This window comes from Bradyrhizobium sp. 195, assembly GCF_023101665.1.
In the GTDB taxonomy this organism is placed as follows: Bacteria; Pseudomonadota; Alphaproteobacteria; order Rhizobiales; family Xanthobacteraceae; genus Bradyrhizobium.
Genome location: NZ_CP082161.1, coordinates 6,495,306 through 6,520,359, shown reverse-complemented (window position 1 = coordinate 6,520,359; position 25,054 = coordinate 6,495,306). Strand labels below are relative to the sequence as shown.

The 25,054-nt window shown below is 65.0% G+C and carries 23 protein-coding genes; 7 read left to right on the top strand and 16 right to left on the bottom strand.

Annotation, left to right across the window (positions count from 1 at the left end; translation table 11 throughout):
• Positions 1-281 precede the first annotated feature (281 nt).
• The 6 genes from IVB26_RS30500 to IVB26_RS30475 form a co-directional block, all read right to left on the bottom strand.
• The gene (locus IVB26_RS30500; RefSeq protein WP_247968754.1) at positions 282-698 is read right to left on the bottom strand and encodes an SRPBCC family protein; all 417 of its coding nucleotides are present in this window, start codon (positions 696-698) and stop codon (positions 282-284) included.
• Between the two features lie 494 nt (positions 699-1,192).
• On the bottom strand, positions 1,193-1,399 hold the full coding sequence (locus tag IVB26_RS30495) for a YodC family protein (RefSeq protein WP_247968753.1): 207 nt from the start codon (positions 1,397-1,399) through the stop codon (positions 1,193-1,195).
• Positions 1,400-1,824: 425 nt separating this feature from the next.
• Positions 1,825-2,580 carry an HAD family hydrolase gene (locus IVB26_RS30490; RefSeq protein ID WP_247968752.1) on the bottom strand — a complete coding sequence of 252 codons (756 nt, stop codon included), beginning with the start codon at positions 2,578-2,580 and terminating at the stop codon, positions 1,825-1,827.
• On the bottom strand, positions 2,571-3,458 hold the full coding sequence (hemF, locus tag IVB26_RS30485) for an oxygen-dependent coproporphyrinogen oxidase (RefSeq protein WP_247968751.1): 888 nt from the start codon (positions 3,456-3,458) through the stop codon (positions 2,571-2,573). The genes IVB26_RS30490 and hemF overlap by 10 nt, the downstream gene beginning before the upstream one ends.
• Positions 3,459-3,573: 115 nt before the next feature.
• Positions 3,574-4,206: a 7-carboxy-7-deazaguanine synthase gene (queE, locus tag IVB26_RS30480; RefSeq protein ID WP_247968750.1), complete on the bottom strand. Its 633-nt coding sequence runs from the start codon at positions 4,204-4,206 to the stop codon at positions 3,574-3,576.
• An 18-nt stretch (positions 4,207-4,224) separates the two neighbouring features.
• Complete coding sequence (locus IVB26_RS30475; RefSeq protein WP_246921841.1) at positions 4,225-4,683, bottom strand: tRNA (cytidine(34)-2'-O)-methyltransferase; 459 nt, start codon at positions 4,681-4,683, stop codon at positions 4,225-4,227.
• A gap of 277 nt (positions 4,684-4,960) precedes the next feature.
• On the opposite strand from IVB26_RS30475, the gene petA reads away from it, so the two are divergent.
• From petA to IVB26_RS30450, 5 genes are all read left to right on the top strand, one after another.
• Positions 4,961-5,491 carry a ubiquinol-cytochrome c reductase iron-sulfur subunit gene (petA, locus tag IVB26_RS30470; protein WP_246921823.1) on the top strand — a complete coding sequence of 177 codons (531 nt, stop codon included), beginning with the start codon at positions 4,961-4,963 and terminating at the stop codon, positions 5,489-5,491.
• A gap of 62 nt (positions 5,492-5,553) precedes the next feature.
• On the top strand, positions 5,554-7,626 hold the full coding sequence (gene fbcH / locus IVB26_RS30465) for a cytochrome b/c1 (RefSeq protein WP_247968749.1): 2,073 nt from the start codon (positions 5,554-5,556) through the stop codon (positions 7,624-7,626).
• A 297-nt stretch (positions 7,627-7,923) separates the two neighbouring features.
• Entirely contained in the window at positions 7,924-8,598 is a 675-nt protein-coding gene (locus IVB26_RS30460) for a dienelactone hydrolase family protein (protein ID WP_011085274.1), read from the top strand.
• 313 nt (positions 8,599-8,911) lie between these two features.
• Positions 8,912-11,077, top strand: a complete 2,166-nt coding sequence (locus IVB26_RS30455; protein ID WP_247968748.1) for an anthranilate synthase component I — start codon at positions 8,912-8,914, stop codon at positions 11,075-11,077.
• Positions 11,078-11,086: 9 nt separating this feature from the next.
• Positions 11,087-11,626 carry an adenine phosphoribosyltransferase gene (locus IVB26_RS30450; RefSeq protein WP_018323310.1) on the top strand — a complete coding sequence of 180 codons (540 nt, stop codon included), beginning with the start codon at positions 11,087-11,089 and terminating at the stop codon, positions 11,624-11,626.
• 13 nt (positions 11,627-11,639) lie between these two features.
• Here the strand turns inward: IVB26_RS30450 and IVB26_RS30445 are convergent, their stop codons facing one another.
• From IVB26_RS30445 to IVB26_RS30405, 9 genes are all read right to left on the bottom strand, one after another.
• A complete protein-coding gene (locus tag IVB26_RS30445; RefSeq protein WP_247968747.1) occupies positions 11,640-11,972 on the bottom strand; it encodes a GIY-YIG nuclease family protein in 333 nt (110 codons plus the stop codon).
• 85 nt (positions 11,973-12,057) lie between these two features.
• Positions 12,058-12,726: a hypothetical protein gene (locus IVB26_RS30440; RefSeq protein ID WP_247968746.1), complete on the bottom strand. Its 669-nt coding sequence runs from the start codon at positions 12,724-12,726 to the stop codon at positions 12,058-12,060.
• Between the two features lie 60 nt (positions 12,727-12,786).
• A complete protein-coding gene (locus IVB26_RS30435; protein ID WP_246921811.1) occupies positions 12,787-13,539 on the bottom strand; it encodes a P-loop NTPase family protein in 753 nt (250 codons plus the stop codon).
• A gap of 219 nt (positions 13,540-13,758) precedes the next feature.
• A complete protein-coding gene (locus IVB26_RS30430; protein WP_247968745.1) occupies positions 13,759-14,991 on the bottom strand; it encodes a M48 family metallopeptidase in 1,233 nt (410 codons plus the stop codon).
• Between the two features lie 33 nt (positions 14,992-15,024).
• Positions 15,025-15,585 carry a LemA family protein gene (locus IVB26_RS30425; RefSeq protein ID WP_247968744.1) on the bottom strand — a complete coding sequence of 187 codons (561 nt, stop codon included), beginning with the start codon at positions 15,583-15,585 and terminating at the stop codon, positions 15,025-15,027.
• A gap of 137 nt (positions 15,586-15,722) precedes the next feature.
• Positions 15,723-16,703, bottom strand: coding sequence for a small ribosomal subunit Rsm22 family protein (locus tag IVB26_RS30420; RefSeq protein WP_247968743.1), 981 nt, complete (start codon positions 16,701-16,703; stop codon positions 15,723-15,725).
• 132 nt (positions 16,704-16,835) lie between these two features.
• A complete protein-coding gene (gene smc / locus IVB26_RS30415; RefSeq protein ID WP_247968742.1) occupies positions 16,836-20,300 on the bottom strand; it encodes a chromosome segregation protein SMC in 3,465 nt (1,154 codons plus the stop codon).
• 217 nt (positions 20,301-20,517) lie between these two features.
• Entirely contained in the window at positions 20,518-21,174 is a 657-nt protein-coding gene (locus IVB26_RS30410) for a DsbA family protein (protein WP_247968741.1), read from the bottom strand.
• A 126-nt stretch (positions 21,175-21,300) separates the two neighbouring features.
• Entirely contained in the window at positions 21,301-21,792 is a 492-nt protein-coding gene (locus IVB26_RS30405; protein WP_247319718.1) for a DUF721 domain-containing protein, read from the bottom strand.
• Between the two features lie 161 nt (positions 21,793-21,953).
• On the opposite strand from IVB26_RS30405, the gene mutY reads away from it, so the two are divergent.
• A complete protein-coding gene (gene mutY / locus IVB26_RS30400; protein ID WP_247968740.1) occupies positions 21,954-23,060 on the top strand; it encodes an A/G-specific adenine glycosylase in 1,107 nt (368 codons plus the stop codon).
• Positions 23,061-23,122: 62 nt separating this feature from the next.
• A complete protein-coding gene (locus tag IVB26_RS30395) occupies positions 23,123-23,545 on the top strand; it encodes a PaaI family thioesterase (RefSeq protein WP_247968739.1) in 423 nt (140 codons plus the stop codon).
• A gap of 209 nt (positions 23,546-23,754) precedes the next feature.
• Here the strand turns inward: IVB26_RS30395 and IVB26_RS30390 are convergent, their stop codons facing one another.
• Entirely contained in the window at positions 23,755-25,035 is a 1,281-nt protein-coding gene (locus IVB26_RS30390) for a flavin-dependent oxidoreductase (RefSeq protein ID WP_247968738.1), read from the bottom strand.
• Between the last annotated feature and the right edge of the window lie 19 nt (positions 25,036-25,054).

The window sequence follows — 25,054 nt, the reverse complement described above, 5'->3', positions numbered from 1 at the left end:
CAACCGGGACAAGCGGCACAGGAGGCACAGGAGGCACAGGAGGTTCGACGCTTTCGAATGGGACCACGCTCAACGGAACAGGCGGTTCGCCAGGCCCCAACACGTCCAATGCCAAAAGCCACCGCACCACGGGTGAGAAACTCGGCGCGGCGGCTCCTGATCAGGATAGCGGTGGCTCTCGACCGACGTACAACACTCCAGCCGCTGACGCCGCGGTCCGGCAACTTGGAAACACCAACCCTGGCATCCTGAAGAAGTAGAGCAGTGGGCTCCACACGCCCTCACGACTTTTTCTGCTTCGCCTCGACATATCGTGCGAAGTTGTCGAGGATCGCCTGCCAACCGCCTTGCTGCTGCTCGACCGAGTGCGTCGGCTCGCTATCGAAGACAACGCGGACGACAACCCCCTTCGGGCCGGGCACGAACTCGATCTCGGCTTTTCGATCGCCGAATGCGTATTCGATCCGCTCGTGTTCGACGATCTTCGTGTAGGTGCCGGCGAAGTCAAAGCCCATGCTGCCGTCCTTGGCCTCCATCCGGGATGAGAAGGCACCGCCTTCTCGTAGCTCGACCGTCGCCTTGGTCGTATGCCAGTCGTCGGACGCGGTATTCCACGTCACGATGTCGGCCGGCGTCGTATAGGCCCGCCAGACCTGATCGATAGGGGCCGCTACGCTGGTTTCGACGCTGATCCTCATGGGCATTGCTCCAGTTCGATTTCGACAGCTCGAGGTGACGACATCACCTGACGTTTGCAGGGTCCATCCACGGCACTTCCGAGAAGTGTCCATCCAAGGACGGTCGAGACCAGCTCGTGCCGACATGGTCGAGCCGTCAATGCGTCAAAAAGTACAAAGGAGCGGGGGTGGGGTCCGGTCTTGGCTGAACGCAGTCTGATCAGCTTTTGCGGCTTGCAAAAGCGTATACAACTACCGGACCTATGGCGACTGCCATACGGACGCGACGAAGTCGGGTTGGCGAGGCAACGATACTTGGTGGTATTGTTCAAGTATCGGCTTGAAGAACTGACCTCGCATCAAAATCGCGCTCAGGCCGGCCCTCCGTTGACGGACATTTTCATCTGAGTGGGACTGTTGACCTTCCACAACATCGAGCGATGTCCGCTGCGCCATTGTTGGCAGAGAAGCGGACATCAGGGAGCCGGGTCATTCCGGCTCGGTCGTAGGCGTGCCTACTCTTCCTCCTCGTCGTCTTCTTCCTCGTCTTCATCCTCTTCCTCTTCCACCTGCACGAGCGCGGCCAGCGGCAGCGTTTCGCGGAACAGGTCGCCTTCCATGCCCATCCAGAGGCAGAGCACGTCGCTCTCCTTCACCTCCGCAACCGTCAGCGGCTGACCGCCGGATTTCAGCATCACCACATCGCCGGCTTTCAATTCCATGGATTGTTCCTTTCGAGTGATCGACTCGGGAGGGAACCTAGCAAGCGGTCATGACAGGCCGATCACGCAGGCCAGCCACGACGGGAAATTCCGCCGACGGCTTGGCGGAGCGGAGGGGAAGTCTGTTCAAATCAGAAGAGATCGCGATCGACGCTATCAGGCCGCGAAGCCCGCAGTCGCCAGTCGGTCATGGACTAGCTGCTGGTCAGCAGCAGGCGCCTCATCCCAAATGCATCACGGCGCGCCGAGCGGGCGGGTGCAGGTGACACGGAAGCTGTCCCATCGCAAATTTCGACGATGGCATTTTGCTCCTGTTTTGCCCGATGCGTCAAATGGATTTCGAAAAATCCGCAAGCCCTTGATTTTGCAGCGGCCGGCTACTGTGCATGGGGTTGTTTTTCAGTTTTTTTGTTTGGCGGCCCTGGTCAGGGCCGGCCCGGCACCAGTTCGGTCAGCGAGCGGATGATGCGGTCGGGCTTGACGGTCGAGCCTTCGGGCAGGCCGTCGCCATGCACGTCGATCCAGATCGAATAGATGCCGAGGCGCTGCGGCGTCACGACTTCCCATTCCAGATTGTCGCCGATCATCCAGGTGTCCTCGGCGGTGACGCCGAGTGCCTCCATCGCGTGCAGATAGGCGCGCTCCTCGGGCTTGCCGAAGCCGTGCTCGCCTTCGATCTGGATGTGGTGGAAACGGTGCGCCAGCTCGAAGCGTTCGACCTTGGCGCGCTGGGTGTCGGCGGCACCGTTGGTCACCAGCGCGAGCTTGATGCCGAGCGCCTTCAATTCGTCGATCGCTTCATGCGCGCCGGGGAAGACGAACATCTCCTCCTCGCGATAGGCGGTGAAGCGGTCGGCGAGGCGAACGGCGAGATCATCGGAGAGGGCGCGATGGCCGGCGGCCGCGAGCGCGGCAAAACCGCCCTTGACCGTCAGGTGCCGCGCCTCGGCGAGCTTCATCCGCCATGCGGCTTCGGCATTGGCCCAGAAGTTTCGCGCGAAGGCGAGCACGGCGGTTGCGACCAGCGCTGGCGGCAGCGGCGCAATCTCCTCGGCAAATTCGTTTGCGATCGTATTCCAGGCGATCTCGGGCCGGCCATAGGCCGACAGTATAGTGTCGTCCATGTCGATCAGCATGGCGCGGGGGAGCGGCTTGGCGGGCTTCATCGACGTCACGGCCATTTCACCTCGGGCGGCATCGACGACAGAATCGAGTCCACATTGCCGCCGGTCTTGAGCCCGAAGATGGTGCCGCGATCATAGAGCAGGTTGAACTCGACATAGCGGCCCCGCCGGATCAATTGCTCCTCGCGGTCCGCAGCGGTCCAGGCGCTCGCGAAATTGCACCTGACGATCTCGGGATAGATGTTCAGGAAGGCGCGGCCGACGTCCTGCGTGAAGGCGAGGTCGGCGTCCCAGTCGCCGCTGTCGTGCCAGTCGTAGAAAATGCCGCCGATGCCGCGCGCCTCCTTGCGGTGCGGCAGGTAGAAATACTCGTCGCACCATTTCTTGTACTTGTCGTAATCGGCGACGCCGCTCGGCTGCACACAGGCTTGCTTCATCGCGGCGTGGAAGGCGATCGTGTCGGCGTCCTCTTGCGTTCGCCGGCGATCCAGCACGGGCGTGAGGTCGGCGCCGCCGCCGAACCAGGCCTTGGTGGTGACGACGAAGCGGGTGTTCATGTGCACCGCGGGCACGTTCGGATTGCGCATATGTGCGATCAGCGAGATGCCGGAGGCCCAGAATTTTGGATCCTCCGCGGCGCCGGGGATCTGAGCCCGGAATTCCGGCGCGAACTCGCCATGCACGGTCGAGCAGTGCACGCCGACCTTCTCGAACAGCCGGCCATGCATCATCGACATCACGCCGCCACCTCCGGCCGCGCCGGTATGGTCGGTGCGCTGCCAAGGCGTGCGCTTGAAGCGGCCGGCTTCGCCCGGATAGAGGCTTTGCGGGGCGTCGTCCTCGAGCCGCTCGAAGCTCGTGCAGATGTCGTCGCGCAAGGCTTCGAACCAGGCGCGGGCACGGGCCTTGCGGTCTTCGATCGTCGAATTGTCCATGTGCATTCCCGGTCGCGTCCTCAGCGGAGTGGCGCTCTTGCGCCGTGCCCACGTCTTTTGCCGTCATCTCGAAGGGTGGGCACGCTACGCTTTGCCCACCCTACAAAATCTGTCCCTATCTGATGCCGAGCGTCTTATGCGTCTGCACGCTGAGCCGCCATTGCGGATGGCGCAGGCAATAGTCGATCGCGCGCGCGGTGTTCTGGATAACCTCGGGTCCGTCCATCGGCTGCAGCGAGAAGCGCTCGAAGGCGAGGCCCTCGAAGGCTTCAGGCGCGGCGAGGGCCTGCGGATAGACCAGCTTCAGCTCGTGGCCCTGGCGCAGCACCAGTTCGCTGCCTCCCTTGGGGCTGACGCAGATCCAGTCGAGCCCCCCCGGCGCTTCGATCGTGCCGTTGGTCTCGACGCCGATTTCGAAGCCGCGCGCATGGAGCGCGTCGATCAGCGCGGCGTCGACCTGGAGCAGCGGCTCGCCGCCGGTCAGCACCGCGTAGCGGTTGGCATTGGATGCCGTCCATTGCGCGGCGATGGTGTCGGCGAGTTCCACGGCCGAGCCGTAGCGGCCGCCGAGCGTGCCGTCGGTGCCGACGAAATCCGTGTCGCAGAACTTGCAGGTCGCATCCATGCGGTCCGCCTCGCGCCCGCTCCAGAGGTTGCAGCCGGCAAAACGGCAGAACACGGACGCGCGCCCGGCATGGGCGCCTTCGCCTTGCAGGGTCAGGAAGATTTCCTTGACCGCGTAACTCAATCGTCTCTCCTCAACCTGTCAGACTTGCAGGGCCCGGATCTGCCGCAGCGCCTCGCCGGCGGCCATCGCCGCGGTCATGGCGACATTGAGCGACCGCAGCCCCGCCTTGATCGGAATCACCAGCCGCGCATCCGCGGCCTCGACCACCGCGTCGGTGACGCCGGCGCTCTCGCGTCCGAATAGCAGGATGTCCGACGTCTGGTAACGGAAATCGCGATAGTCGGTGGCGCCCTTGGTGGTGAACAATAGCAGGCGGTAGCCGTGCAAGGCGCGCCAGTCCTCGAATGTCTGCCAGGAGTCGTGCCTGACGATGCTGACATGGCCGAGGTAGTCCATTCCCGCCCGGCGGAACGCGCGGTCGGAGACCGGGAACCCCGCGGGCTCGATGATGTGGGCGGCCAGTCCCAGGCAGGCGCAGAGCCTGAGAATCGTGCCGGTGTTCTGGGGGATGTCGGGCTGGAAAAGCGCTATCTGCATCATGGGCGGCGGATTGGTTGTGGGCGGAAATGTCTCAATAAAACATCGCCTGCCCGGGAATTCGTGCATTGCACGCTCCCGCGCCGATAGCGGGCTTGCGCTCGCCGGGCAAGGGTGCCAATAGAACGATTCTGGACTGCTGTTTCGCCTGTTTAGAGGTGGATGAGCGAAGTTCTGCCGCCGCGGGGGGCCGCGGGCGCCGGCAGCCTTTCCGGGGACCTCATGGGCGCCCCCTGGAGCGGTTCCACCGGCTGCACAAGAAGAAAGGGTTGGAATCGTGACGACAGCGTCTTCGGCGGACCATCCGACACGCCGTGATTTCTTATTCGTTGCAACCGGGGCAGCTGCAGCAGTAGGGGGCGCAGCTGCGCTCTGGCCCTTCATTTCGCAAATGAATCCTGACGCCTCGACCATCGCCGCCGGTGCGCCGATCGAGGTCGATCTCAGCCCGGTCGCCGAAGGGCAGGACATCAAGGTGTTCTGGCGCGGCAAGCCGATCTACATCAGCCACCGCACCAAGAAGCAGATCGACGAGGCGCGCGCCGTCAACGTGGCGAGCCTGCCCGATCCGCAGACCGACGAGGCCCGGGTCAAGTCTGGCCACGAGCAGTGGCTGGTCGTGATCGGCATCTGCACCCATCTCGGCTGCATCCCGATTGCTCATGAAGGCAGCTACGACGGCTTCTTCTGCCCCTGCCATGGTTCGCAGTACGATTCGTCCGGCCGCATCCGCCAGGGGCCCGCGCCCGCGAACCTGCCGGTGCCGCCGTACCAGTTCGTTTCCGACACCAAAATCCAGATCGGCTGAGCCTCGGACCCTCGTCCGAAGCTTCGCGCCGTCTCGTCGTACTATTTCCTCAGGATCGCATCATGAGCGGACCATCCGACTACCAGCCGAGCAATCCGGCCCTGCAATGGATCGAGCGGCGCCTGCCGATCTTCGGCCTCATGCACTCCTCGTTCGTCGCCTATCCCACCCCGCGCAACCTGAACTATTGGTGGACCTTCGGCGCCATCCTCTCCTTCATGCTGGGGATGCAGATCCTGACCGGCGTGATCCTGGCGATGCACTACACGCCGCATGCCGATCTCGCCTTCAAGTCGGTCGAGCTGATCGTCCGTGACGTGAACTATGGCTGGCTGCTGCGCAACATGCACGCGGTCGGCGCCTCGATGTTCTTCGTCGCGGTCTACGTCCATATGTTCCGCGGCCTTTACTACGGGTCGTACAAGGAGCCACGCGAGGTGCTGTGGATCCTCGGCGTCATCATCTACCTGCTGATGATGGCGACTGGCTTCATGGGTTACGTGCTGCCGTGGGGCCAGATGAGCTTCTGGGGCGCCACCGTCATCACCAACCTCTTCTCCGCCATTCCCTATGTCGGCGAGAGCGTCGTGACTCTCTTGTGGGGCGGCTATTCGGTCGGCAACCCGACGCTGAACCGCTTCTTCTCGCTGCATTACCTGCTGCCGTTCCTGATCGCGGGCGTCGTGGTGCTCCACGTCTGGGCGCTGCACGTGGCCGGCCAGAACAATCCTGACGGCGTCGAGCCGAAGACGGAAAAGGACACGGTGCCGTTCACGCCGCATGCCACCATCAAGGACATGTTCGGCGTGGCCTGCTTCATGCTGCTCTACGCCTGGTTCATCTTCTACATGCCGAACTATCTCGGCGACGCCGACAACTACATTCCGGCGAACCCGGGCGTGACGCCGCCGCACATCGTGCCGGAATGGTATTACCTGCCGTTCTACGCGATCCTGCGCTCCATCCCGAACAAGCTCGCGGGCGTCATCGCGATGTTCGGCGCGATCATCATCCTGTGCTTCCTGCCCTGGCTGGACGCCGCCAAGACGAAGTCGTCGAAGTATCGCCCGCTCGCCAAGCAGTTCTTCTGGATCTTCGTCGTGGTCTGCATCCTGCTCGGCTATCTCGGCGCGCAGCCGCCGGAAGGCATCTACGTCGTTGCCGGCCGGGTCCTGACGGTCTGCTACTTCGCCTACTTCCTGATCGTGCTGCCGCTGCTCTCGCGCATCGAGAAGCCGCGGCCGGTGCCGAACTCGATCTCGGATGCGGTCCTGGCCAAGACCGGGAGCAGGTCGACGCCGATGGTCTCGACCGCGATCATGCTGGCGCTCGCCGGTTCGTTGTTCGCGGGCTCGATCGACAGTGCGAAGGCGTCCGAAGGCAGCGACACGCCTCCGGGCAACAAATGGTCGTTCTCGGGCCCTTTCGGTAAGTTCGACCGTGGCGCGCTGCAGCGCGGCCTGAAAGTCTACAAGGAAGTCTGCTCCAGCTGCCACGGCCTGTCCTACATCGCCTTCCGCAACCTCGCCGAAGCAGGCGGACCAGGCTATTCAGTGGCGCAGGCGGCAGCCTTCGCTTCCGAGTACAAGGTCAAGGACGGCCCGAACGATGCGGGTGACATGTTCGAGCGTGCGGGGCGCCCGGCGGATTATTTCCCGTCGCCGTTCCCGAACGAGCAGGCCGCGCGTGCGGCGAACGGCGGCGCCGCGCCGCCCGACCTCTCCCTGATCACCAAGGCGCGCTCGTATAAGCGCGGCTTCCCCTGGTTCATCATCGACTTCTTCAGCCAGTATCAGGAGCAGGGCCCGGACTACGTCGCGGCGGTGCTTCAGGGCTACGAAGACAAGGCGCCGGAAGGGGTGACCATCCCGGAGGGCTCCTACTTCAACAAATACTTTCCCGGCCACGCCATCAAGATGCCGAAGCCGCTGAGCGATGGCCAGGTCACCTTCGACGACGGCTCGCCTGCCACAGTGGCGCAATATGCCAAGGACGTCACCACGTTCCTGATGTGGACCGCAGAGCCGCACATGGAAGCACGCAAGCGCCTCGGATTCCAGGTTTTCGTGTTCCTGATCCTCTTTGCAGGTCTGATGTACTTCACCAAGAAGAAGGTCTGGGCCAGCTCCCACTGAGCGGCGAAAGACGAGACATGAAGAAGCCCCCGTAAGGGGGCTTTTTTGTTGGCGTCGCCGGTGTCCCGGACGCGCTGCAGCGTGCAACGCTGCTGCGCAGAGCCGGGACCCAGCGTGCTCGTGGCTGGGCCCCGGATCAGCAACGCACCACGCCGCACGGGACGATGCTTCGCATCGCCAGGGGCGCGCTGCATTGCATCCGGGGCACGAGAGTGTGTTGTTTGGCGCGATTGCCTATCTGCCGCCCACCCGCCAAAATGCCGCCAATCGCTCCCACAAAACTCATCGGAGGACACCATGGGAACCGCCATCACCTTCAAGCGTCCGGACGGCAAGGACGCCTCGGGCTATCTCGCCAACGCCGCGCGCGGCAACGCGCCGGGCGTGGTCGTGATCCAGGAATGGTGGGGGCTGTCGGACCAGATCAAGGGCCTGTGCGACCGCTTTGCGCTGGCTGGTTTCGATGCGCTGGCGCCCGATCTCTACAAGGGCAAGGTGGTGCCGTACCACGACATGGAGAGCGCCAACAAGGAGATGAACTCGCTCGACTTCATGGACGCCACCACGCAGACCGTGCGCGGCGCCACGCAATACCTGTCGCGCAATGGCGCCAAGGTCGGGCTGACAGGCTTCTGCCTCGGCGGTGCCGTTACCATCATCGGCGCGACCAAGATTCCGGAGCTCGCGGCCGGCGTCGTGTTCTATGGCATCCCGCCCGAGCAGGCGGCCAAGCCCGCCGACGTCAAGATCCCGCTCCAGGCCCATTTTGCCAACAAGGACGATTGGTGCACGCCGGAGCTGGTCAATGGCTTCGAAAAGGCCATGAAGGCCGCCGGCAAGTCGCTCGAGCTGTTCCGCTATGACGCCGAGCACGCGTTCGTCAACGAGCAGCGCCAGGCCGTGCACGACCGCGAAGCCGCCGAGCTCGCCTGGGGCAGGGCCACGGAGTTTTTCCGGAAGCATCTGGGGTAGGGCGCTGAAATCGTGTAGCCCGGATGGAGCGCAGCGTAATCCGGGCTGTCTCGTCGTGGCAGGAATCCCGGATCGCGCTGCGCTCCATCCGGGCTACGGCTCGGGCGCCACCCTTGACGCCGCCTCCCGGCCATGGTGAGTATCCGCCCATGAGCACCGCCGTCCGCCCAGCCCGTCTTTGGTGGCGCACCTCCTAACGAGGTGGCCGGTGCGATTTTCCTTTCCCAAATCGTCTGAGGTCGCCAACGCAGTGCGGCGGCCTGATCGTTTGTCCTGTGTGGCGTTCCCTCGGCAAGTTTCGTAAGAGGACGACATGAACAGGACAGTCTTTGCCCTCCCGGCCCGAAGCGACTATGTGACCCGCGCAGGACTTGCGATCACGCGGGTGGCCGAGCAGTTTACCGGCGGCGCCAACCGGCTCGACGATCTCATCAATCTGCTCGACCGCCGCCGCGGCGTGGTGCTGTCCTCGGGCACGACCGTGCCCGGCCGTTACGAGAGCTTTGACCTCGGCTTCTCCGATCCGCCGCTCAAGCTCGAGACCACGGGCGTCAATTTCAAGCTGGAAGCGTTGAACGCGCGCGGGCAGGTGCTGATCGCCTTCCTCACTGACGTGCTGCGCGAACCCTGCGTGGTGATCTCCGAGAAGACCGCTTCGCGCCTGGCCGGCCACATCATCCGCGGCGACGCCCCGGTCGAGGAGGACCAGCGCACGCGCCGTGCCAGCGTGATGTCGCTGGTGCGTGATCTCGTTGCCGCCTTCTCCGCCAATGACGATGGGCTGCTCGGCCTGTTTGGCGCCTTCGCGTACGACCTCGTGTTCCAGATCGAGGACCTCGTGCAGAAGCGCGCACGCGAGAGCGACCAGCGCGACATCGTGCTCTACGTGCCCGATCGCCTGCTGGCTTATGACCGCGCCACCGGCCGCGGCGTGGTGCTCACTTACGACTTCGCCTGGAAGGGCAAGTCCACCGAGGGCCTGCCGCGCGAGACGGCCGAGAGCCCGTACCTGAAGACGCCGCGCCAGGGCTTTGCCGATCACGCGCCCGGCGAATATCAGGCCACGGTGGAGACCGCGCGCGCGGCTTTCGCCCGCGGCGATCTGTTCGAGGCGGTGCCCGGGCAACTGTTCGCCGAGCCCTGCGACCGCTCGCCGGCCGAAGTGTTTCAGCGCCTCTGCGTCATCAATCCGTCGCCCTACGGCGCGCTGATGAATCTGGGTGAGGGCGAGTTTCTCGTCTCCGCCTCGCCGGAGATGTTCGTGCGCTCGGACGGACGCCGGGTCGAGACCTGCCCGATTTCGGGCACCATCGCGCGCGGCCTTGATGCGATCGGCGATGCCGAGCAGATCCGCCAGCTCCTGAACTCGGAGAAGGACGAATTCGAGCTCAACATGTGCACCGACGTCGACCGCAACGACAAGGCGCGCGTCTGCGTTCCCGGCACCATCAAGGTGCTGGCGCGCCGGCAGATCGAGACCTACTCAAAATTGTTCCACACCGTCGATCACGTCGAGGGCATGCTGCGCCCCGGCTTCGACGCGCTCGATGCCTTCCTCACCCACGCCTGGGCGGTCACTGTCACCGGTGCGCCGAAGCTCTGGGCGATGCAGTTCGTCGAGGATCACGAGCGCTCGCCGCGCCGCTGGTATGCCGGCGCGATCGGTGCGGTGAATTTCGACGGCAGCATCAACACCGGCCTCACCATCCGCACCATCCGCATGAAGGATGGTCTGGCCGAAGTGCGCGTCGGCGCGACCTGCCTGTTCGATTCCGATCCCGCCGCGGAAGATCGCGAGTGCCAGGTCAAGGCCGCCGCCCTGTTCCAGGCACTGCGCGGCGATCCGCCAAAACCGCTGTCGACCTTCGCGCCGGATGCGACCGGTTCGGGCAAGCAGGTGCTGCTGATCGACCACGACGACAGTTTTGTGCACATGCTCGCCGATTATTTCCGCCAGGTCGGTGCCGACGTCACCGTGGTCCGGCACGTGCATGCGCTCGACATGCTGAAGCGGAAGAGGTGGGATCTGCTGGTGCTGTCGCCCGGCCCCGGCAGGCCGGAGGATTTCGGGATCAAGAAGACCATCGACGCTGCGCTGGAGAAAAAGCTGCCGGTGTTCGGCGTCTGCCTCGGCGTGCAGGCCATCGGCGAGTATTTTGGCGGCGAGCTCGGGCAGCTCACGCATCCCGCCCACGGCCGGCCCTCGCGGGTGCAGGTGCGCGGCGGACGGCTGATGCGCAATCTGCCGAACGAGATCGTCATCGGCCGCTATCACTCGCTGTTTGTCGAGCGTGACAGCATGCCGGAGGTGTTGTCCGTTACCGCCAGCACCGAGGACGGCGTCGCCATGGCGCTGGAGCACAAGACCCTGCCGATCGCCGGCGTGCAATTCCACCCGGAATCGCTGATGTCGCTCGGCAATGAGGTGGGACTACGTATTGTCGAGAATGCGTTCCGGCTGGATGCGCGCGTTGATTGAGAGGCACCAATGACCTTCGACCATGATATTAAGGCGAGCGTCCGCACCATTCCTGACTATCCCAAGCCGGGGATCATGTTCCGCGACATCACGACCTTGCTTGCGGATGCGCGCGCGTTCCGGCGCGCGGTCGACGAACTCGTCAATCCCTGGGCCGGCAACAAGATCGACAAGGTTGCCGGCATGGAGGCGCGCGGCTTCATCATTGGGGGCGCAGTGGCGCACCAGCTCTCGGCCGGCTTCGTGCCGATCCGCAAGAAAGGCAAGCTGCCGCACACGACCGTGCGCATCGCTTACTCTCTCGAATACGGCATCGACGAGATGGAGATGCATGTCGACGCGATCCAGCCCGGCGAGCGCGTGATCCTGGTCGACGATCTCATCGCCACCGGCGGCACCGCGGAAGGCGCGGTGAAGCTGCTGCGCCAGATTGGCGCCAACGTCGTCGCCGCCTGCTTCATCATCGACCTCCCCGAGCTCGGCGGCGCCGCCAAGCTGCGCGCCATGGACGTGCCGGTGCGCACGCTGATGACGTTCGAGGGGCACTGAGCCGCCGCTGCGGTCAGATCATCTCGGCCTTCAGTTCGGCCCGCCAATGCAGCATGCGCTCCTTCAAGAGCGCGTTCCTGACATAGGCGCTTTCCTCGTCGTCCAGGCGCTCGCATTCGCCGAAAGTGAGGCTCGTCTCGCCATGCGTGTTCCAGGCGGCCTGGAGGCTGCAGCACGCGTGGCTGCCGTGGCGTAGCGAGAACCAGATGCGGTTCTGGATCGTCTCCAGGTTCGGCGCCTGGCCGACCCAAGCCTCGCCCGAGGCGGTGCAGCGCACGACGAAGATGCCCGCGATGGTCTTTCGCTCCTTGTAGGCGGCGATCGCTGCTTTCCGGTCAATGCTCATGGTGACGGGCCTGATTGAGGGACGTTGCTGCGCAATCCCAGTAGCGGCAGCCTTGCCCTCTGTCAATATTACCCGGGTAAAATGTTCAAGATCGCTGCAGGATCAGGTTGAGCTCGAGCTCACGGAAGGCGAGGTAGTTGCGTCGGGTCCACTGATGCAGCTCGGTGGACGAGTCCTTCTCCTGGCGCAGATAGCCGGTGAAGGAGAAGTTCAGCCGGTCGATATAGGTCTTCAGGAAGCCCGGCAGCGCGGGCAGGCGGAACAGCCGGCCCCCCGCCATCGCGGCCGGCAACTCGCCACGCACGACATATTCGTTGTCCACCGTGATCAGGTTCATGCGCGGGATCTGCCCGCGCAGCATCTCGTGGGCGCGAAGTGAGACGCGGTCGGTGTCGGCGATGAACAGGATCTGAGGCGCGACATGGCGGCGCGCTGCCTCCTTCAACAGGCCGATCTCGTCGGTCATCTTGAAGAACTCGTCGAAGGCGTGGAAGCCGAGGTCGATCACCTTGGCAAGCCCGTCGTCGACGATGACGCGGTCCATCAGCTGCATCTTGCCGTAGGTGTCGATCACGTCGGCGGTCTCGGTGATCCCCGGCAGATAGTCGAGCAGCGACGGCTCCTTCAGGTTGACGTCGAAGGCCGCGACGTTGCCGTTCTTGAGCAGCAAAAATTCGCTCAAAAGCCGCGCCAGCAGGGTCTTGCCGACCTGCGGGCGGGGCGAGCAGATGATGTAGACGGGCGTTGCGGACATCGACTGCTATATCAGGCCAACTCACCGCCCAATCCAGCCGTATCCGCCCGCCTCGCGCAACTATTTTTCGCTGTTGCGGGTCGCCGGTTTCGAACCGACGATGTCAGTCAGGCGGATGCGGTCGAACTCGCTCCAGACGTTGGCCAGCCAGTGCCTGACATAGCCGCGCAGCACGAAGGAATAGTTCGCGGCATCGTCGTTGATGCCCTTGTTGGCGACGAATTTCAGGAACGGGACGGAGGACACCTCGACCTGCTCATAGGCCATTTCGTTGAGCTTGGGGATGGTCAGCTCGGTCGCGTCCTTGATGCGGTGGAAGTAGGAATTATAGGTCGCCTGGTCCCACTGGAAGAACTGGGTGTCATTGATGAAGTTCTTCACCAGGAAATATTTCGCGCCGGTCATGAAGCCCGCGGTCTCGGCGATCTCCTCGAGCGAGGCGATCGAGGGTCCCAGGATATGGAACACGGCGAACGTAATCTGGCCGGCCTTGGCGGCGTCCAGAAAGCCGATGTCGCGCAGCGAAGCCAGTGCAGGCGAGAGCAGGCCGGCGCGGACGTCGATGACGGTGACTGAAGGGCTGACAGCGTTGAGCGTGTCAAAAATCTTCATCTGGTCCGACGTCGTCGTCATGTCGACGATCTCGGTGATATCGGGGTGGAAGCGCTTCAGGGTTCCGCGCGGCGACTCCGTGTCGAAGGCGCGCGTCGGCACGTTGTTGGCGGAAAAATAATCGAGCAAGGTACGCGACACAGTGGTCTTGCCGACCCCGCCCTTGTCTGCGCCCACCACAACCACTGCCGGCTTTGCCATTGCTGTCCCCTAACGCGCGCCCCCGATCGCGAGGTCGCAATCGGCCGGGCCCCAAATCGATGTCCGAAGGATGTCCCAAGGATCGTCCCAAGTCTGCTGTTGGGCGCGAACATGGCAGAAACAAGGGAGAATTCAATTCCGCAGGCCCCAGTTACGGCAATTCCCGAGGTTTTTCCCAATCGCGATCAAACCTGCCGCGCGTGGCGTCGAATGACGTACTCAATGGCGGCCCCAAGGTCCCATGGGATTGCCGATGGGATTGCCTATCGGGTTGCTGCTTGTGGTTCCGGCGGGGCTGGGTGCTGGCACCGGCGGCGGGTTGGTCGAGCCGCCTGCATCGTTCCAAGGCCCCTGCCGCAGCGGCGGCGCCGCATCCTGCTGGCCGGCTTGCGCTTCTGGTTCTTCCCCCTCATAGCCGGGCGGCGGCAACGGACCGGAATCATGGCCGCCGGCGAACTTGACCAGCGCGTCGACCCGGGACTGCACCGAGGGGTGGGTCGCGAACAAATCGGCAAAGCCCTCGCGGGGATTATCGACGCAGAGCTCCATGACGGCCGAGGTGGCGCCGGGCAGCTCGCCGCGGTTCTCGATCTTGCGCAGCGCTGAGATCATGGCGTCCGGATTTTTGGTTAGCTCGACGGAGCCTGCGTCGGCGAGATATTCGCGCGAGCGGGACAGTGCGAGCTTCACCACCTGCGACAACAGCCAGGCCACCACGATCAGCACGACCGCGATGATGATGACGATCACCGCACCGCCGCCGGAGCTCTTGCTGTCGCTGGACGAGGAGGACGACCGCGACGACGAGGAGGAGCCCGACGACCACGATCCGCCGCTCGAGCTCCAATTGAAATTCGTGAACAGGCGGAAGAACAATTCGCCGAAGAAGCCGACCACGCCGGCGATGATGACGGCGACCACCATCAGCTGTACGTCGCCGTTCTTGATATGGGTCAGCTCGTGGCCCAGCACGGCCTCGATCTCCTTGTCATCAAGCGCATCGAGGAGACCCGTGGTCACGGTGATGGAGTATTGCCGCGGATTGAGGCCGGTTGCGAACGCGTTCAGCGCCGGGCTCTCCATGATCTTCAGCTTCGGCATGGTGATGCCGCGCGAGATGCAGAGGTTTTCGAGCAGATTGTAGAGCCGCGGCTCCTCCTGCCTGTTAACGTCGTGGCCGCCGGTGACCGCGTCGATCATCGACTGATGGAAAAAATAGGCGATTACGATCCAGACCGCCGCCACGACCGTCGCAACGGGGGCTGCGACTTTCAGATCCTGGAAGGCGTGGCTCAGGTAGAAGGCGACAGTCCGGTTGCTGTCGATGAGAACTTCGGCGACCAGCGCACCGGCATAGACCAGCACGTAGACCAGCATGAACAAGCCGGCGAGCAATAGCATCGAACGAAACTTGTTCGAGGCGATATGCGTGTAGAGACCATACGCGGCCATGACGCGGGTGCCCTGCCGGCCTATCGGCTCAAATCAGAACTTCACCTGCGGCGTCGCCTCGACCTCGGTGCGGCTGGCGCCGAGATCGAAGAAGTCCTTCCTGGTGAAGCCGAACATGCCGGCGAACAGGGCCGCAGGCAGCTGCTGGATGCCGGTGTTGTATTCCTGGACCGCGTTGTTGAAGAAGCGGCGGCTCGCCGCGATCTTGTTCTCGAGGTCGGAGAGCTCGGATGCGAGCTGCTGGAAGTTGGCATTGGCCTTGAGGTCCGGATAGGCCTCCGACAGAGCGATCAGCCGGCCGAGCGCACCCGAGAGCTGGTTCTCGGCCGCGGACACCTGCGCCGGACCCTGCGCCGACATCGCCGAGTTGCGCGCCTTGATGACGTCGTCGAGCGTGCCGCGTTCATGCGAGGCATAGCCCTTCACCGTCTCCACCAGGTTCGGGATCAGATCGTGGCGCTGCTTGAGCTGCACGTCGATATCGGCAAACGCCTGGCCGACACGCTGGCTCAGCGCCACCAGGCGGTTGTAGGCGCTGAAGCCTAAGAACACGAGGACGACGATGACGCCGAGAACGATCCAGCCGGTCGACATGGAGAACTCCTGAAGGGGAAGAAGGCGGGCGCTAGGGTAGACCAAATTGGCGCGAAGCGAGAGCCCGGCGCAGAGGGGAGGTAAGACTTGGTCGAATGGGAAGCCGCTCGAGTTCAAGGCAAGAGAGGTCAGCAAAATTAACTTTCGGACATGATCGCATCGCCCCAGCGCCAGCGCCGGGCGTCGGCATAGGCCGCCTTGTCGCGTCGCGGGACTTTCGTCAGCGCGACCCCAGCCCCGGTGCAAAGCTTGGCCGTGATCTCGGCCTTGCCGACGTCCGGCAGCGCCAGCACGCGGGCGGCGCGGCTCTCGGGCGCCGTGCGGGTCAGGGCGACGTAGATGAAGCGCTCGTCCTCGAACGGCACCTCGGCGCCCTTGATCTGGCGGTGTGCCTGGGAGCGCGGCAGGCGCTGGGAGAAATGACACCAGTCGGGCGCGGTGAGCGGGCAGGGTTTTTCATGCGGGCAGGGCGCGGCGACATAGGCACCCTGTGCGATCAGTTGCTGGCGCAGCGCGAGGATGCGCGCATAGCCGGCGGGTGTGCCGGGCTCGATCACGAGCAGCGCGTGGCGCGCTTTGGCCCACATCGCCTCGGTGAGCTTGCGCTGGTCGGCCTCACTGAGCTCGCCGATGATGTAGCTCGCAATGACGAGGTCGGCGTGCGAGGCCTCGGCGAGATTGCCGCCGGCATCGCCCGGCAGATTGCGGCACTCCGCAAGACGCGTGCTGTCGCGCGCGAGCTCAAGCGCGAGCCGGCTAAGCGTGGCGTTGGCGTCGAGCAGGGTAAAATCCTGCAGCGACGGAAAGGCTTCCGCGGCCGCCCAGCTCGCGGTGCCCGGGCCTGCGCCAACGTCGAGCAAGGTTTCCGGGGCTAGATCAGGCGCGATCGCCGTGAGTGCATTGAGGCTGGCCGCCACCGCCGCGTAGGTCGCCGGCATGCGCGCGAGCGCATAAGCGAGTGCATCGGCTTCGGACTTGATCATGCCGGAGCCGCCACCGGCGCGATAGGTGGTCGAGATTTTCTGCGACCGCTGCGCGGCGTCGCTGCGCGAAAAGCCCTGGAGCTTGCCGTCGAGGGCGGCCTTGAGTTCGGCGGGGAGGGTGGGGGCGATCATCATCCGCGGTCATGCCCCGCGCAGGCGGGGCATCCAGTACTCCGAGACAGTGCCGTCAAAACCGAGAGGCCGCGGCGTACTGGATCATCCGCCTTCGCGGATGACGACGTCAATGGGTGTGGAACGCGTGCCGCCTCACGCCACGTTCTGGTCGAGGATGTCCACGGCCTCTGACAGGCTCACCGACACCAGTTGCGACACGCCGCGCTCGGCCATGGTGACGCCGTATAGGCGGTTCATCCGCGCCATCGTGATCGGATTGTGCGTGATGATGACGAAGCGCGTGTCGGTCGAGCTGGTCATCTCATTCAGCAGGTTGCAGTAGCGCTCGACATTGTGGTCGTCGAGCGGCGCGTCGACTTCGTCCAGCACGCAGATCGGTGAAGGGTTGGTCAAGAACACCGCGAAGATCAGCGCCATCGCGGTCAACGCCTGCTCGCCGCCCGAGAGCAGCGACAGCGTCTGCGGCTTCTTGCCCGGCGGTTTTGCGATGATCTCGAGACCGGCTTCGAGCGGATCGTCGCTCTCGATCAGATGCAGCGCGGCCTCGCCGCCGCCGAACAGCTCGACGAACAGGCGCTTGAAGTGGTTGTTGACCACCTCGAACGAGGTCAGCAGCCGCTCGCGCGCTTCCTTGTTGAGGCTCTGGATGCCCTGACGCAGCCGCTTGATGGCTTCGACGAGGTCGTCGCGTTCGGTGACGAGGCCGGTGTGCTGGGTCTCGACCTCGCGCAGCTCCTCCTCGGCGCGCAGATTGACTGCGCCGAGACGCTCGCGGTCGCGGCGCATCTTTTCGAGATCTTCCTCGATGTCATGCAGCGGCGGCAGCTCCGCGCCGGGCTCGATCTCGGCGAGGCCGGCGACGGCCTGCGGCTCGACTTCCAGCATGTCGCGGATCTCGCGCTCGATGTCCTCCAGCCGGCGCCGCGCGCCTTCCATGCGCTCCTCGGCGCGGGCGGTAGCTTCGCGCGAGCTGGAGAGCGCCTCGAGCGTCAGCTTGGCGACGCGGTCGGTCTCCGCCATCGCGGTCTCCGCAGTGGCGAGCGCGTCGGCGGCCATGCGGCGGTCGTTCTCCGCGTATTCGATCTCGGTGATCAGCGCGCTGCGCTTCTCGGCGAACACTTGCGGCGCGTTTTCGAGCTCGCTGCGCTCGATCGTGAGTTCGGCGATACGAGCCTGGATAGTGTCGATGTGAGAAGCCGCGCTCTCCTTACGGTTCTGCCACTCGGTACGCTCGGCCAGGATCGCCTGCACGCGGCGGTCGGCGAGCTCGGCCTCGCGCGCCAGCGCCTGTGCCTCGGCGCGGACCTGGGCGGCCATGCGACGATGGCCTTCGATGTCGCTGCGGACGGCGGCGAGACGGGTCTCGGTGTCCTCGCTCGACGGCAGCTCGGAGATGCCGGCTTCGGCATATTCGTAGGCGGCTTCGGCTTCGGCACGGTCGGCGGCGAGACGGCTGTGGGCTTCCGACAACGTCGCCTTGCGCGCGGCGTGGCGGCTGATCTCGCGCTCGGCGGTGGCATGACGCTCACGCGCGACGTTGAGCTCGCGCTGCGCGGCGCGCCAGGCTTCGCGGCTGGCGCCTTCGGTGCTGGCGGCCATCTGAAGCTCGGACTCGGCATTCTCCAGCGCCTGGCGCTTGATCTGCGCGTCGATGCGGGCCTGCTCCAGCTCGTTCTCGATGTCGACGAGGCGGGCGCGTTCGGCGAGGCGGCGGGCGGCACCGGTCGGGGCGTGAGCCGCGGCGACGAAGCCGTCCCAGCGCCAGACGTCGCCCTCGGGCGAGACCAGCCGCTGGCCGGTCTTGAGCTGCGAGACCAGCTCGGCGCCGCGCTCGCGCGGCACCACGCCGATCTGCGCCAGGCGGCGCGCCAGTTCGGCCGGCGCCTGCACGTGATTGGCGAGCGGTACGACGCCTTCGGGCAACTCGGGATCGCCATCGGTGACGCCGGCATTGGTCCAGCGCATCGGCGCCGACGGATCGACCGGCGCGTCGAGATCGTCGCCGAGCGCGGCGCCGATGGCTTTTTCGAAGCCCTTGTCGACGGTGATGCCATCGATGATCGGCGGCCACAGATTCTTGGTCTCGCCGTTGAGGATCTTGGAGATCGTGCGCGCCTCGGTTTCGAGCCGCTGCGCGCGCTTGTCGGCTTCGACCAGGGGCGAGCGCGAGGATTCCAGCGTCTGGCGCGCTGCAACATGCGCAGCTTCGCTCGCCTGCGCCGCGGCTTCCGAAGCGGCAAGCGTCTGCTCCGCCGTCTCGACCGTCGCGGTCAGCTCGTCGAGATCGCCGAAACCGCCGGTCTCGGCGGCAAGCTTCTGCTCTTCCGCGGTAACGTTCGCGATCTCCTGGTCGAGCCGGGCGAGCTTGTCGCGGTGGGTGCGGACGTTGGCCTCTAACTGGTTGCGCTTGGCGGTGAGGTCGGCCAGCGCGGTGGTGAGCTCGGCGAATTGCTGCTCGGTCTCGGTCAGCACCGCCTCGGCTTCGCCGACGCGTTCATCCACGCCAGAGCGCTTCTCGACGCGCGACTTGATCTCTTCCTTCAGCTCGGCGTCTTCGGTGTCGAGCCGCTGCAGCGCGACGTCGGCGTCCATAGTTTGTTGCTGAGCACGGGAAATGTCGCCTTCGAACTGAGCGAGGCGACGCTCGAGCTCGGCGACGCGTTCCTTGGCGCGCTCTTCCTCGCGGTCGAGCAGCTCGCGGGCATTGGTCAGGCGCTGCAGCCCGGCCGCGGCGCGCGCTTCGGCATCGCGCAGCGCCGGCATTTCGGCGGCGCGGATCGCCTGGATGCGGGCGGCTTCGGCCTGGTGCTGGGTGCGCTCGGCCATCTCGCGGACGGCGAGATCGTGGGTCTGGCCGGACTCGTTGACGTCGGCATGGGCGCCGATCCAGCGCAGATGGAACAGGGTTGCTTCGGCCTTGCGGACCTTGGCCGCGACCTCGCGGTAGCGCACGGCCTGGCGGGCCTGCTTCTTCAGGCCTTCCATCTGCCCTGCGAGCTGGCCGATCACGTCCTCGACGCGGGTGAGGTTGGTTTCGGCCGCCTTCAGCCGCAGCTCGGCCTCATGACGGCGGGCATGCAGGCCGGCAACGCCGGCGGCGTCTTCCAGCACGCGGCGGCGCTGCTCGGGCTTGGCCTGGATGATTTCGCCGATCTTGCCTTGGTGGACGAGAGCCGGCGAACGCGCGCCGGTGGCGGCATCCGCGAACAGGATCTGCACATCGCGGGCGCGCACGTCGCGGCCATTGATGCGATAGACCGAGCCGGCTTCACGCTCGATGCGGCGGGAGATTTCGAGAAGCTGGCTGTCGTTCATCGCCGCCGGCGCGGTGCGATCGGCATTGTCGATCGTCATCGTCACTTCGGCGTGGTTGCGCGCGGGACGGTTGCCGGAGCCGGCGAAGATCACCGCGTCCATGTCGGCGGCGCGCAGCGACTTGTAGGAGGTCTCGCCCATCGCCCAGCGCAGAGCCTCGACGAGATTCGACTTGCCGCAGCCGTTGGGGCCAACCACGCCGGTCAGGCCGGGCTCGATGACGAAGTCCGTGGGCTCAACGAAGGACTTGAAGCCGTGAAGGCGCAGGCGGGTGATTTTCATAAGCACGCATCTCTGTTGGCAGGCGCGAATCCCCCTGCCGGGACAATACCATGAAAGGCAATGTCGCTCTCTGGGTGAGTCGCGCGAGGCGGCTCATGCGGCTGGACAATGGCCGCGGTGCGCCGCAAGGGCAACCAGCGAAAGCCGCTTTTCCCAAGGGATTTATGCCGGGAAAGATACGGCTTTAGATGCGCGAATCAGGATTGTCGCGTGCGAATCAGCTCTTCAACAGCGGATTGATCTTCTTGGCGAAATCCTCGAACGAGGTCTCGCCCTTGATCTTCTCGCCGTTGATGAAGAAGGTCGGCGTCGAATCGACCTTCAACACGTCGCTGGCATATTTCTGGTCGGCGGCGATTTTGTCGAGCAGCGCCTGGTCCTTCAGGCAGGCTTCGACCTGCTGCTGGGTGAGGCCGGCCTGCTTGCCGATCCGCGTCAGGGTCTCGGTGGTGTTCTTCATGACCCAGTCGTTCTGCTGGCGGAACAGCATGTCGGTGACCGCGAAGTATTTCGGCGCGTCCTCCTTGGCGATGCAGCGCGACAGCATCGAGCCGGCGGCGGCTTTGATATCGAGCGGGAACTCGCGGAAGATGTAACGCACCTTGCCCGTGTCGATGTATTCCTTCTTGATCTTGGGGAACACCTGCTCGTTGAAGGCGGCGCAGTGTGGGCAGGTCATCGAGGCGTATTCGGTGATGGTGACGGCGGCATCCTTCGGGCCGAGCGCCATGTCCGGCAGCGACACGGGCTTCGCCACATCGCCGGCCGACTGTGCCATGGCCTCAGAGACGAAGCGCAGCGGCGAGAACCCGGCGAGCGCGGCAAGCCCGGTCAGCGACAGCATCGTGGTGAAGGCGCGGCGGGTGATGATCACGGTCGGCTCCCGGATTGGCAAGGTCTTGCCCGGAGTTCCCGCCGGGCGGCCTGTCGCTAGCTCGAAACGTCGTTTGAGGCAATGGCGAGCGCTATGGACAGGTCCAGATTAGCGGCGGAATGAGGCTCAATTTCGCTTGATGGCGGCCCCTAGCCGCGCCAGCGCCGTCTTCAGTTGTTCATCTTCGATGTCGCCGAGGCTCTCCGCCACCTTGGCCACCGATTGGGGATCGGGCGGACCGGGTCGCACCGGCCGCCGGGCGCGCGACAGCGGGGCCTGGCGGAAGGCGAGCTTGCCGACCGCGCTCCAGCCGAAGAAGCGGTTGACCCGCTCCAGGATCACGTCGGCGGAATGCTGGATCTCAAGGGCCATCGGCCCCTCGACCCGCAGCACCAGCGTCGCCGGCTCCTGCGGCTGGCCCTCCACCGGCCGCGGCCATTGCATCTTCAGCGGCTCGGCATGAGCCGCGATCTCCGGCCCGGCAATCTGGGCCCACCGCGTCACCAGCTCGCGCGCGGCAAACCCCTGCTTGGCATAGGCCTCGGCAAAGACGTCGTTGAGCAGAATCCCCAGCGGCTTGGCGCTGATCGGACCGGGCTTGGGAGGGAATTTGGACATGGGGGCTTTATAGCACTTCAGGCGGAAGACCACAGACCTCGGCCGTCATGGCCCGGCTTTGTCCCGGCCATCCACGTTGTTCAGCGAAGAAAGACGTGGATGCCCGCAACGAGCGCGGGCATGACGTGGAGAGATCGGTGTTACGCCGCTACAGTGTGAGCATGAGCCCTAAATCCGCGCTGAAGGCAAAATCGGAACCCAGTCAGGCGGAGACCCTGTCGCGCCCGATCGCACTTCTGCAATGGTACGACCGCCACCGCCGCCGATTGCCCTGGCGTGCGGCGCCCGGAGAGGCATCGGATCCTTACCGCGTCTGGCTGTCGGAGATCATGCTCCAGCAGACCACGGTGAAGGCGGTCGGCCCCTATTTCGAAAAATTCGTCGCGCGCTGGCCTGAGGTCACCGCGCTCGGACGGGCCTCACAGGATGACGTGCTGCGGATGTGGGCCGGGCTCGGCTATTATTCGCGCGCACGCAACCTCCATGCCTGCGCGGTCGCCGTGACGCGCGACCATGACGGCACCTTTCCCGACACCGAGGAGGGCCTGCGTGCACTGCCGGGCATCGGGCCCTACACGGCGGCGGCGATCGCGGCGATCGCCTTCGATCGTCACACCATGCCGGTCGACGGCAATATCGAGCGGGTGGTGTCGCGGCTCTTTGCTGTCGAAGAAGAGCTCCCGCAGGCCAAGCCGCTGATCCAGCAATTGGCGGCGACGCTGCTGGCGAACTCTCGCGCCGGCGACAGCGCGCAGGCGCTAATGGATCTGGGCGCCTCGATCTGCACGCCGAAGAAGCCGGCCTGCTCGCTGTGTCCGTTCACTGAGGATTGCACGGCGCGTGCACAAGGCACGCAGGAGACGTTCCCGCGCAAGGCGCCGAAGAAGAGCGGGACGCTCCGCCGCGGCGCCGCCTTCGTCGTCACGCGCGGCGATGAGCTGCTTGTCCGCTCAAGGCCGGAAAAGGGCCTGCTCGGCGGCATGACCGAAGTGCCCGGCTCGGACTGGCTTGCCGGCCAGAAAGACGCCACAGCGAAGCAGCAGGCGCCGGAGCTGAAGGGGCTGTCGCGCTGGCAGCGCAAGCTGGGCGTGGTCACCCACATCTTCACGCATTTTCCGCTGGAGCTGGTGGTCTACACGGCGAAGGCCGACGCCCGCACGCGCGCGCCCGAGGGCATGCGCTGGGTTCCGATCGCGACCCTTGCCGGCGAAGCGCTGCCCAACGTGATGCGCAAGGTGATCGCGCACGGATTGAATCTCCAGGACTGATCCTGCTGACACCAGGTTGTCAGCAGGCTTGCGCTATCGGTTGACGGCAACGGAGGTTCGCCATGGTCAAGACCGCGCTCGACAACTTTCCAAGGCCGCCCTGCGCCGAGCTGCTCGGCTGGCGCCTGCTCGATGCCCGTCCCGGGGAGGGCTGGATCAGGCTCGCCTTCAACGGCAAGCCGGAGTTCTGCAATCCGGCCGGCTTCATCCAGGGTGGCATGCTCTCGGCCATGCTCGACGACACGATGGGCCCGGCCGTGCTGGTGATGAGCGAGGGCCGGCTCTACACGACGACCATCAGCATGACCGTGAATTTTTTGGCGCCTGCAAAGCCGGGGCCGATCATCGGCGAAGCGAAGGTCACGCAGCTCGGCAGGACGATTGCGTTCGTCGAGGCGAAGCTGATGGCGGAGGACGGCACGGTGCTGGCGACGGCAAGCGCGAGCGAGCGATTGCTGGAAGCGGCGAGGGTGGTGGGCAAATAGTCTCGTCGCGCATGCGGTACCCCTTTTCACCTTGTGGGAGAAGGTGGCGCGGAGCGCCGGATGAGGGGTATCTCTCCGCGGATTCAAATCGCGAGATGCGCGCGCCGAGACAGACCCCTCACCCAACTGAGGTTGTGTCTACCGGCGTCGCCGCCCTCTCCCACAAGGGGCGAGGGCACAGTCATGCGCATCTCGCCTGGTGCAGAAACTCACGCCTCAATCCGCCGCGCGTCCTTGCTCACGATCGGCGGCTTCGCGTTCAACGCTTCCACCTGGAATCCCGCGACGCGCTTGTAGTTGGCGGCGATGTCTTCCAGCTCCTGCTGCGACAGCACGTCGGTGACGACCTCAAAGCCGTCGGGCGCGCGCTCCTCGACGAGCTGCATCACCTGTTCGGGGCCGTTCTTGCGGTTGAGCAGGACGAGGTCGGTGGTCGCGGGCCGGCGCTCGGCCTCATAGGCGAGCAGCGCCGCGCTCGTCGGTCCATGCGCGAGAATCTCGCGGGTGATGGTGCGGGCATCGAGGATCGCCTGCGAGGCGCCGTTCGATCCGATCGGATACATCGGATGCGCGGCATCGCCCATCAGCGTGACCTTGCCAAAGGTCCATTGCGAGACCGGATCGCGGTCCACCAGCGGATATTCATAGGCGTGCGGGCAGTTCTTGATCAGGCCGGGCACGTCGAGCCAGTCGAATTGCCAGCTCTCGAACCAGGGCAGAAACTCCTCGAGCCGCGCAGTGCGGTTGTAGTCCTCGCGCCGCCACTGATAGGTCGGCGGCATGTGGCGCTCGGCGACCCAGTTGATCAGATGATTGCCGGCCGCGTCCGACGCCTTGCTGATCGGATAGCAGACGAATTTCAGGATCTCGTGCCCGGCCATGATCATGGTGCGGCCGGTGAGGAAGGCCTTTGCCGGCGTGACGCCGCGCCAGAGGATGCGCCCGTTCCAGATCGGCGGGCCTTCGCCCGGATAGAGCTTTTCGCGCGCGGCGGAATGGATGCCATCGGCGGCGATCAGGATCGCACCGTCGTAAGTTCCCGCGGCCTTGCCGGTTGCCCTGTCGATAAAGTCGGCGCGCACGCCCTCGGCCGTTTCGGTCCAGCCGGTCAGATGGTGGCGGGTGAGGATGTTCTCGCGGCCGAGCCGCTCGACCGCGGTGTCGAGCAGGAGCTGCTGCAGCGTGCCGCGATGGATCGAGAATTGCGGCCATTTATAGCCGGCCTCGAGCCCCCGCGGCTCGCTCCAGATCGGCTTGCCGTGCTTGGAGAAATAGGCGAGCTCACGGGTCCGTACGCCGCTGGCATCCAGCCTGTCCATCAAGCCCAGCTCGATCAGCTCACGCACCGCATGCGGCAGCACGTTGATGCCGACGCCGAGCGGCTTCAGTTCGGCGACGCTCTCGAACACTTTTACGGGAACGCCGATCTGGTGCAGGCTGAGCGCAAGCGTCAACCCGCCGATGCCGCCACCGGCGATGAGTACGGTCATGACAAAATCCCCCTCCGAT